This window comes from Candidatus Margulisiibacteriota bacterium (assembly GCA_031268855.1).
Classification (GTDB): domain Bacteria; phylum Margulisbacteria; class Termititenacia; order Termititenacales; family Termititenacaceae; genus Termititenax.
The window spans coordinates 1-10036 of sequence record JAIRWS010000033.1; the positions used below are offsets into that span (position 1 = coordinate 1).

9 protein-coding genes, 1 tRNA gene and 2 pseudogenes are annotated in these 10036 nt (G+C 51.1%); 6 read left to right on the forward strand and 6 right to left on the reverse strand.

What is annotated here, in order from left to right:
* The 6 genes and pseudogenes from LBJ25_02055 to LBJ25_02080 form a co-directional block, all read right to left on the reverse strand.
* Nucleotides 1-589, reverse strand: a 589-nt coding sequence (locus LBJ25_02055; GenBank protein ID MDR1452748.1) for a DNA alkylation repair protein, incomplete at its 3' end; no start/stop codon positions are given.
* Nucleotides 590-783: 194 nt separating this feature from the next.
* Nucleotides 784-859: transfer RNA gene (locus LBJ25_02060), tRNA-Lys, on the reverse strand.
* Between the two features lie 56 nt (nt 860-915).
* Complete coding sequence (gene nrdR / locus LBJ25_02065) at nt 916-1410, reverse strand: transcriptional regulator NrdR (protein MDR1452749.1); 495 nt, start codon at nt 1408-1410, stop codon at nt 916-918.
* 1 nt (nt 1411) lies between these two features.
* Nucleotides 1412-2119, reverse strand: a complete 708-nt coding sequence (locus LBJ25_02070; GenBank protein ID MDR1452750.1) for an anaerobic ribonucleoside-triphosphate reductase activating protein — start codon at nt 2117-2119, stop codon at nt 1412-1414.
* Between the two features lie 19 nt (nt 2120-2138).
* Entirely contained in the window at nt 2139-2417 is a 279-nt protein-coding gene (locus LBJ25_02075) for a hypothetical protein (protein MDR1452751.1), read from the reverse strand.
* 134 nt (nt 2418-2551) lie between these two features.
* A pseudogene (locus LBJ25_02080) lies at nt 2552-4741 on the reverse strand (ribonucleoside triphosphate reductase).
* 299 nt (nt 4742-5040) lie between these two features.
* Between LBJ25_02080 and LBJ25_02085 the strand changes: the two are divergent.
* From LBJ25_02085 to LBJ25_02110, 6 genes and pseudogenes are all read left to right on the forward strand, one after another.
* Nucleotides 5041-5139, forward strand: a pseudogene (locus tag LBJ25_02085) (energy transducer TonB).
* A gap of 591 nt (nt 5140-5730) precedes the next feature.
* Nucleotides 5731-5943, forward strand: coding sequence for an SPOR domain-containing protein (locus LBJ25_02090; GenBank protein MDR1452752.1), 213 nt, complete (start codon nt 5731-5733; stop codon nt 5941-5943).
* Nucleotides 5944-6525: a Maf family protein gene (locus tag LBJ25_02095; protein MDR1452753.1), complete on the forward strand. Its 582-nt coding sequence runs from the start codon at nt 5944-5946 to the stop codon at nt 6523-6525.
* A 19-nt stretch (nt 6526-6544) separates the two neighbouring features.
* Nucleotides 6545-7588 (forward strand): rod shape-determining protein, encoded by a 1044-nt coding sequence (locus LBJ25_02100; protein ID MDR1452754.1) that lies wholly within the window; start codon nt 6545-6547, stop codon nt 7586-7588.
* 12 nt (nt 7589-7600) lie between these two features.
* A complete protein-coding gene (locus tag LBJ25_02105) occupies nt 7601-8182 on the forward strand; it encodes a ribonuclease HII (GenBank protein ID MDR1452755.1) in 582 nt (193 codons plus the stop codon).
* Nucleotides 8183-8553: 371 nt separating this feature from the next.
* The gene (locus LBJ25_02110) at nt 8554-9870 is read left to right on the forward strand and encodes a fibronectin type III domain-containing protein (protein ID MDR1452756.1); all 1317 of its coding nucleotides are present in this window, start codon (nt 8554-8556) and stop codon (nt 9868-9870) included.
* The last annotated feature ends 166 nt before the right edge of the window (nt 9871-10036 follow it).

The following is a 10036-nucleotide window of genomic DNA, read 5'->3' on the forward strand; positions in this document are numbered from 1 at the left end:
CGCGCACCCACGCTGGAGCGGTTTTGCTGTACTCTCTCAAACTCCAGCCGATCGCTTTATTTATAAAAAACTCGGTCTGTCCGAGATTATTGACAATTATCCGCGCTAGCAATTTGGGGTCTGTCTGCGTTTTGTACAGCAGCTGATGATCTATGGCAATGCGCCTCAGCCAGAAATTTTCAGCCGCGCTCCATTTCAGTAAAATATTTTTAACTTCCGGATAATTTAAGGCTATGCCGCCGACAAGTCTAGCCAGCCCGTCAATAGTATCCCACCAGGATTTGGTCACCGCTAATTTTTTGAGTTTGGGCAAGTCTCCGGGGCGGAGCAAATTCTGTTTGAGAAAAAGATAATCTAGCGCTGTGTATTGGAATTCCCGCGGTGGTTTTTGCCAGCAGGCCATAACAAAAGTCCAGTCGAGGTAATTTTCTTTTTTAGCCGCCTGCCAAAAACTTCGGCAAAGCGCTTTTCTTTTAGGAGTAGACAGGCCTAAAAAAACAAATTTAGCGCGCATATAGGCGCTCATTTTTATAGCCCGGCTCCGGCCGGCATTGCGTTCAAGAGTGGAGAATAAAAGAGTAGAGTTCATATTTTTGTGCTTTACGAAACTTGTCACGGCGGATGCTAAACCGCACTCGTGACCGAAAGTGGTCTCATTATTCTAAATCCGTCCGCTTGCTGCGCAAGCGGGCCAAAAATCTCGCAGCGCGAAACCTGTCACGGCACCGCCTGCGGCGGCTTGTGGCCAAAACTTAACGGCGCGCTTGCGCGCTTGTTAAGTTTTGGTAGGAGCATGGAGGCTCGAACTCCAGACCCGCTGATTAAGAGTCAGCTGCTCTACCAACTGAGCTATGCTCCCACAAATACCGCTATCGGAAAATATAACAAAAAAATTCCGGCTTGACTATATTTAGACTATTTTGTTTTATTTTTGCTCGCCAGCCACATTTTTGCCGAGGCTTCTATATTTAAAGTCTTGATCTCTTCCACAAACTCGTTCACCGTTTTGAATTCGCGGTACACCGAAGCAAAACGCACATAGGCCACCGCGTCGAGTTTTTCCAGCTCTTCCATAACAAGCAGGCCGATCTGATCGGAGGACACTTCGCTCTCGTTATTATACGGCAGTTTTTTCTCGATCAGCTGAATGACTTGATTGAGTTTTTCCATAGAAACAGGCCGTTTTTCCACCGCGCGTAGCAGGCCTTTTTTGATTTTCTCGCGGTCGTAAGGCTCGCGGCGGCCGTCTTTTTTGATGACAAAAGTCGCGCGCGGCTCGATGCGCTCATACGAAGTAAAACGCTCACCGCATTTTTCGCACTCGCGCCGGCGGCGGATCACATCGCCTTCATTCGAGGCGCGCGATTCTATCACCTTGTCTTGATCTGTTCCGCAGTAAGGACATTTCATATTATGCTCCCCGCACCGCCACTTTTTTGACAAACGGCTCAAATTGGCGCGCAAATAAATTCAACTGGCCGGACGTGTAAGCGCCGGCGTGGCTGTATTCCGGATTGAGCAAATGTTCACCGGCATGAAATTGCTGCAAATAATAGCACTCCGTGCCATTGAGCAGACTGGCCATGCTGGCAAATTCTTTTTCAGCCAAAAAAGCCGGCAGGACTGTCGTGCGAAACTCATACGGAATACCGCTTTGCCGGAGCAGATCGATGCTGCGCGAGATTTTGGCCGTGTCCACTTCGGTATTGGCAATACGCGGATACAGCTCCAGCGGGCCTTTGATATCCATCGCCGCATAGTCCAGCAGATTTTCCCGCAGCAATTTTTCCAGCATCTCAGGATTGGTGCCATTGGTGTCCAGTTTCACGGCATAGCCGATCTCTTTGATCTTGCGGATAAATTCCGGCAGATCCGCATGCAGAGTCGGCTCGCCGCCGGAAATACAGATACCATCGAGCTGCCGCGTCCGGCCGCGCAGATACTCCAGCAGCTCATTCTCATCGATCACCGGCAAACCGTCCGCTTGATTGTTCTTGACCAGCAGCGTGTTGTGGCAAAACACGCAGCGAAAATTACAGCCAGCCGTGAAGATCGTGGCGGCAATTTTGCCCGGGTAATCAACCAGCGTGGTCTTTTGCAGTCCTTTTATTACAGGCATTGTTTCTCCAAAAATAGGGTTACTTTAAAACACCGGACACTTTCAGTTCACGGTACAGCCCCATGTCATTGCTGACCGCATGTCCGTCATCAAATTTGATAATTGGCAGCACAGCGTCGGGTCGGTCAGCCACCAAAGCCAGAGCCTCGGCTTTGACCGCGGGATCACCAGTGCTTCTTTCCTCAAAAACGACATTTTGTTTTTGCAAAAGTTTTTTTATGTCGTCGCATTTGTCGCAATTTGGCTTACTGTACAAAATCATTTTCACTCCCTGTCTGGTTTCGCCGCTTTTACCCAAACTTCACCCTGTCAGCTTGGGTTAGCTGACAGGATTTCCTCGGCGGCTTGAGACCGCTTTAACTTCGCGCTAAGCACTTGTTAAATTCGAGGCGGTCACAAGCGTAACGCCGTGAAGTAAGGGCAACAAGCGCGTTAGCGCGCTGCTATCTCGTAGGCCTTGCGGTCTGCAAATTCCTGCTGTTTGCCTTTGTTCCAGTTGGACACCGGACGAAAATAACCAACAATGCGCGAATACACTTCGGTGGCTTTTCCGCAAACGCTATTTTCTTTATTTGCCATGTTGCTCCCCTCCTTTCTATAATAATTTCATTTTCACGCCGAGATCAATTCCGGCGCTTTGTTATAGGTTTCCAGCACATGATTACATTCGTGATGCGTGCCGGAAATATAACCGTGCTCCGGACAGATCGAGAAAGTCGGCGTTACCGTAAAATACGGCAAGCGATAATTCTCGGCGATCTTTTTGACCAGCCGCTTGCAAACTTCCGCGTCCTCGATATTTTCGCCGATGAAGCCGTGCACCACCGTGCCGCCCGTGTAAAGCACCTGCAGCGCATCCTGATGATCCAACGCCTCAAAAATATCGCTGGTCGCGCTGACCGGTAAATGCGTGGAGTTGGTGTAGTACGGGGACTCCGCTGTGCCGGACTGGATAATGCTCGGAAACTGCTCGCGGTCACGCAGGGCAAACCGGTAAGTCGCGGATTCACAGGGCACGGCCTCGAGATTGTACAGATGGCCGGTCTCTTCCTGATACTGTTTCAGCCGCTCCCGCATAGAATTTAGAACCTCGATTGCAAACTCTTTGCCTTCCGGGCTGTCGATGCCTTTGTCTTTGCCCAGCAGATTGAGCAACGCCTCATGCATGCCATTGATGCCGATCGTCGAAAAATGCTGATCGTACGAGCCGAGATACGCGCGCGTAAAAGGCATTAAGCCTTTTTTGAGATTGGTCTCCACCACATCGCGTTTTATCTCCAGCGAATCTTTGGCCAGATCCATGACCGAGAGGAGCTTGGCTTTGAACTGTTCTTTGTTTTCAGCGGTAAAACCCAGACGCGGCAGGTTGATCGTCACCACGCCCACCGAGCCGGTCTGCTCGCCAGCGCCAAACAAACCGCCGGTCTTATTTTTTAATTCTTTCAAATCCAGCTGCAGGCGGCAGCACATGGAACGCACGTCGCTGGGCTTCAGACTGGAATTCACAAAATTCTGAAAATAAGGCACGCCGTACTTCGCGGTCAGTTTAAAAAGCAGATTAGCGTTTTCCGTGTCCCAGGCAAAATCTTTGGTGATGTTGTACGTCGGTATCGGGTAAAAAAACGGCCGCGCTTCAGCATCGCCTTCGAGATACACTTCCATAAAAGCCTTGTTGATCATATCCATTTCTTTTTGGCAGTCGCCGTACGCAAAATCCTGCGTCTCGCCGCCGACTATCGCTGGCTCGTATTTCATGTCTTCCGGGCAGACCCAGTCCAGCGTCACGTTTGTAAACGGCGGCTGACAGCCCCAGCGGCTCGGCACATTGAGCGAAAAAATAAATTTCTGCATTTGCTGCTTGACCTGTTTATAGCTCAGGCCGTCCACCCTGATAAAAGGCGCCAGCAAAGTGTCCAGCGAGCTGAAAGCCTGCGCGCCCGCGTGCTCCATTTGCAGCGAGCCGAGAAAATTGACCATCTGGATCACGACCACATCGAGATGTTTGGGCGGACGAGAACAGATCTTATGCCGCACACCGCCGAACCCTTTTTTGATCAGGTTTTTCAGCGACCAGCCGCAGCAGTAAGCGACGATCGCGTGGCTCAGATCGTGAATATGGATCTCGCCGCTGCGATGCGCGTCGGCGATAGATTTGGGATACATTTCATGCAGGGCGTAATTGGCGATGATCTTGCCGGAAATGTGCGACATCAAGCCGGAGAACGAAAAATCCGAATTGCTGTTCTCGAAAACACGCCAGTCCGTTTTTTCCATATATTCATCAACGGCGTTTTTGACCTCGATAAACGTGGATTGCGCGTCACGCTTGCGCTCGCGCTGTTCGCGGTACAAAATGTAAGCCTTGGCCGTCTTAGCATAACCGTCCTTGATGAGCGTTTTTTCGACAATGTCCTGGATTTCCTCGACGGCCGGTATCGAACGCGCGTGAAATTGCTGATTGATCTGCGCGAGAACTTTGCCGGTCAGCTCCTCGGCCAGCTGGCGGTCATGGCCGCCGACGGCCTTAGCCGCTTTGAAAATCGCGCTGGTAATTTTTTCGCGGTCAAAATTAACGATGTGCCCGTTCCTTTTGCGTATTTCTTTTACTGAATTTTCTGTCATTCTCTCTGCTCCTTCTTAAAAATTAAATTGCAATATTTGGCCTAAAAATGCCAAAAAACGCTAAATATAGCGTAGTTTGTCCATAATAGCACACCATATATGCGGTGTCAAGCGTCTGGCGGCAGCGCGCAAAAGACCATTCCGCTTGACTATTTGCCCAATTGCCTTTTTTATTGCGTTTGTGCTAAAATGAGCATAATTTTGGCGGGGGGTTTAAATTGCTCGACGAGTATACCGACGAGTTCGGTACTAATCTGGAGAGTCAAATTCCTGAATTTAATGGGCAGACGCCGAGCTATCCTGCGCCGGAGTATCAGCCCAAACCTTATGCTCCGCCGCCGCCCGTGCCACCCCAGCCAGTTCAGCCCCAGCCAGTTTACCAGCAGCCAATTCAGCCGCAGCCAGCGCCTATTTATGTGCAGGCTCCACCGCCGCCGCCTCCTCCTGCCCCGCCAACCCCGCCAATAAGTCAAAATCAGTTTTTTTACCAGCCGCCGCCAGCTTACCAGCAGCCCGGCCAGCCCGCGCCGCCTATGCCCAGCGCGCCGTCCGCCCGCATCAATTCCGTGTTTGATGAAGAGAGCCGGGAATTAAATGACATCATGAAAGCCGAACAAAACGCCGGCTGTTTAAAAAATCTGTTATTTGTTGTGATCTGCGCGGTGGTTGTGCTTGGCAGTTTTTGGCTGAGCTATCTGGTCGGCGCGCAATTTCTCCTGCCCAACAAAACCTCGTCGTTTTCCGTGACCAAAGGACTCAGTAAACTAAAGCGCCTCAAAAACACTTTGATGAGCAGTCAGGATATTGTCAAAGACGAAAAGGCGTTCACGTCTTACGCCAAGCCACCCGTGCCGCAGACTATCGTGCCGCCGGAAGTTCAATATACGCCGGTCGCTCCGGCTCCGCCCAGGCCCGTCGAAGCTCCGCCGCCCAGACCTGCCGTGAAACCCGCGGCCAAACCGCCGCAGCCCGCCGCGGCAGCCGTCACGATGTACCGCGTGGTCGTGGGGAATTTTGACACCAAGCAGGAAGCGCAGGATGTGGCCGAAAATATCCGCGCGGACGGTTTTCCGGTATATATGTACACAGCGGACGGCAAACACCGCTTGCAGATCGGCGCGTTCAAATCCAAAGCGCTGGCCACTTCGCTGATGACCAAGGCCACCGAATACGGCTACAACGCGTTCATTTCCATAAAATAGGTGGACAACACTGTCCTGCGCCGCAAACAAATCGTGCTGGCTTCCGGCTCGCCGCGCCGGAAAATTTTGCTGAAAAGTCTGGGGCTGTCTTTCAAAATCTTTACGCCGAAAATCCAGGAGCGGTTCAGCGCGAAATTCCGCAAAAAAGAACTGCGCCAAATCGCGCTGGCCAAAGCTGACGCCGCGCCGTTTGGCCCCCGGAAAATAATCATCGCCTGTGACACCATTGTTGTTTGCCGCAATAAAGTTCTGGGCAAACCGCGCGATCCCCGCCAGGCCCGCCAGTTTTTGCAATTGTTGTCCGGACGGAAGCACACTGTATATAGCTGTCTGGCGCTCAAATACCAAAAACGAGGACAAATTTTGCGCAAAACCCGCGTGACGGCCACGGGTGTTTATTTCCGCAAACTTTCCGCCGCGGAGATCGCCGCTTACAGCAAAACACCGGCGCCTTACGATAAAGCCGGCGGCTATGGCATTCAGGAAACGCGGGGACTTTTCGTGCGAAAGATCAAGGGCTGCTATTATAATGTAGTGGGCTTGCCCGTAACTGATTTGATTGATATGCTAGGACAAATTTAGGTTATAAAAGGAGTTAAAAATGTCGTTTTTAGATAAATTTTTAGGCAAGTATTCACGCGATCTGGGCATCGATCTGGGCACAGCCAATACTGTGGTTTTTGCGCGGGGCGAAGGCATCGTTTTGCGCGAACCGTCGGTCGTGGCGCTGGACAAATCGTCCAACAAAGTGCTGGCGCTCGGCAACGAGGCCAAAAGAATGTTGGGCCGCACGCCGGGTAATATCGTGGCCATCCGGCCCATGCGCGACGGCGTTATCGCGGATTTTGAAGTGACCGAAGTGATGCTACGGCATTTTATCAAAAAGATCCTGAACAGCAAAGCGTTCATGCAGTTCCGGCCGCGCATCGTGGTCGGCGTGCCGTCGGGCATCACCGGCGTGGAAAGGCGCGCGGTGCTGGACGCGGCGATGAACGCGGGCGCGAGAGAGGCGTATCTTATTGAAGAGCCGATGGCCGCGGCGATCGGCGCCAATCTGCCGATTTCCGAGCCTTTTGGCAGCATGATCGTGGACATCGGCGGCGGCACCACCGAAGTGGCGGTGATCGCGCTGGGCGGCATCGTGATCGCCAAGTCTATCCGCGTGGCTGGCGACGAGCTGGACGAAGCCATCGTCAATCAATGCCGCAAAAATTACAATCTGCTGATCGGCGAGCGTTCGGCTGAGGAAATTAAAATTGCTATGGGTTCGGTTTATCCGACCACCGAAAATGAAGCCACCATGGAAGTGCGCGGCCGTGATCTGGTGACCGGTCTGCCGCGGACTTTTACGATCAGCACCGCGGAAGTGCGCGACGCGCTGATCGAGCCGGTCAATACAGTGGTCGATGCGATACGCATGACGCTGGAAAAAACCCCGCCGGAACTCGCGGCGGATATTATGGATCGCGGCGTGGTGCTGGCCGGCGGCGGCGGCCTGCTGCGCGGCCTGGATAGATACATCGCGCAGGAAACGGAATTGTCCGTGTACGTCGTCGACGATCCGCTGTCTTCGGTGGCTTACGGCACCGGCAAAGTTTTGGAAGAGATCGACCTGCTCAAAAAAGTGCTGGTTTCCAACGACTAAGCGCGGGCAGTTATGCTGACGGCCGGTATAGATGAAGCCGGACGCGGGCCTTTGGCGGGACCGGTGGTAGCCGCCGCTGTGGTAATCCTGGCGGGCAAAGGTGTGCCGCATCTCATCAAAGACTCCAAAAAACTTTCAGCCAGACAGCGCGAGGAAATGTACGCCTATATTAGCGCTCATTATTTTTACGGCGTCGGTCAGGCGGACAATCAAGAAATAGACCGCTTGAATATTTTGCAGGCGACTTTTTTGGCGATGCGCCGCGCGGTTGCCGCTTTGCGGGAAAAAACCGCGGTGGAAATGTGTTTGGTCGACGGCAACAAAACAATTCCCGATTTAAAGATCGCGCAAAAAGCGATCATCAAAGGCGACGCTAAAATAAAAGAAATCTCCGCCGCGTCCATTGTCGCCAAGGTTACGCGCGACAGGATCATGCTGCGGCTGCACGAGGAGTATCCGCAGTACAATTTTGCCGAGAACAAAGGCTACTGTACGGACTGGCATATTTCCGCCCTGCGTCAATACGGCCGTTCGCCGGCGCACCGCCGGTCGTTCACGTATCCGGGGGAGATCGAACAGCAAAAATTATTCTAAAACACGCTATATATAGCGTTCCGCCGTGAAACAATTGTTCCACAGCGCAAATTTTCCGCATAGGTACGCCAAAAAATAATCAGTTGACAATGCCCCCCCCCCCCCGCTTAAACTTTCAGCATAAAGCGGGATTTTGATTTTTGGGTATTTTTTCCTGCAAATCAAAAGGAGCGAATATGAAAAAAATTTTGGCCAGTGTTTTGGCCGCGCTGTTGGTTTTGTTTTTTGCAGGGTGCGGTAAGACGGTACAGGAAACTGGTTCCTCCGGCGGCAACGGCGGGAACTCGCCGCCAGTAAAAACTCTGGCTGATAGCTACATTATCATTAGCCCAAACTATGTTGTAATAAACGCGCAGTGCACGCTCAATGCTGTGGCGGAAAATCCGGCGGGGGAAGTTAGTTATCTGTGGAGTATTTCCGGCAATGGGACTTTAACAAATGTAGCGTCAGCAAATGCGTTTTATACGGCTCCGGCGGCGGCCTGCACGGTAACAATAAGTGTGGTTTTTACCGACGACAATCAAACTGTTACCAAAGATGTGGCAGTGATTGTTCATTCTGTTCTCGATATCGTGCCGCCAGATGCTCCGGCAGGACTTGCTGTAACGTCCAGGACTTTTGCCAAAATTGTTTTAGACTGGGCGGATTCGCCGGAAACAGATCTGGCGGGGTATGACCTGTACTGGAAAAAGCAAAGCGACCTAAATTTTACCCGCGTTGCAGGTTTAAGCGGCAGCGCGTATACCTGTGACGGATTAACTGCCTCTACAACTTATGAGTTTTATGTCGTGGCTTATGATAATAGTTCTAATTACAGCCCCAGTTCGTCAGTCGTTTCTGAAACAACAGACGCCCCGCCAGCCATGCCGATAGTGTACAGCAATGGGGACGGCAATCTTTATCTTATTAGTGAAGACGGCGCCTACGGGCAAACTCTTTATGCCGGTGGTAATGCCAAAGCCCCTGTGTGGAGTGCGGATAAATCTAAAATATATTTTATTGGGAATGATGGTTACGTTTATGTTTTGACAGCGGACTCTCCGTCTTCATCGCAAAAAACCAATACTCAAGCCGCGCAAATCTTTGATGTTACAAGCGGTAAAGTTCTCTATAGACATGGCGACACAACCTATATTGCCGATATAAACGGCGATAATTTCACAAATTCAGCGGCTTTTATTCCAGCCGGAGTAAATGGTTATCCGGTTGGCTCGGCTTGTTTCTCGCCGGACGGTACAAGGGTGGCTTTTAACACACAAAAAGATACAGTAAATCTAAGTTTAGAATCTTTTCAGTCGCGGGCTATTGATGAAAATGGATATATTGGCGATGTATATATTGCTAATGTAGATGGTTCATCACCGATACTATTGCTTGACTCATACGACGCATATCCTCCTTACGGTCAAATAGTAAACTATAATGCTGTAGTAAAAGATTGGGTTGGTAATAAAATATTATTTACCAGCTACTATGGTCAAACATCCTCAAGAGTTTTCACGGTTCAAGAGAATGGCACAAATGCGGAGCGAAAACTTGACGGCACCAAGCACTGGGCTAGAAAATTCTTATCGTCTGACGGCGCAAAAATATTGTTCCTAGATTTTGGGGGTATTCGTATATACAACGCGGGCAGCACAACAATAGCTGTTTATACACAGGATTATGCTACGGTTTTAGCGGACTAAAAGCAGCGTTCTACCCAGGGCTCGGCCGGCACGCGAGACACCCCGCCAGTCCACCTTTCGGCGGACAGTCTTATTAAGCCCGGGCTATTTACCAAAACCACAAAACGATGTATACTCACATCATCTATGGTAAAAGATATTATTGTAATTACCCCCCCCCCCCCCC

Excerpts from the sequence above, each read along its gene's own strand:
- nrdR (MDR1452749.1), bottom strand. The coding sequence starts at position 1,410 with ATGAAATGTCCTTACTGCGGAACAGATCAAGACAAGGTGATAGAATCG.
- LBJ25_02070 (MDR1452750.1), bottom strand. The coding sequence starts at position 2,119 with ATGCCTGTAATAAAAGGACTGCAAAAGACCACGCTGGTTGATTACCCG.
- LBJ25_02090 (MDR1452752.1), top strand. The coding sequence starts at position 5,731 with ATGTACCGCGTGGTCGTGGGGAATTTTGACACCAAGCAGGAAGCGCAG.
- LBJ25_02100 (MDR1452754.1), top strand. The coding sequence starts at position 6,545 with ATGTCGTTTTTAGATAAATTTTTAGGCAAGTATTCACGCGATCTGGGC.
- LBJ25_02105 (MDR1452755.1), top strand. The coding sequence starts at position 7,601 with ATGCTGACGGCCGGTATAGATGAAGCCGGACGCGGGCCTTTGGCGGGA.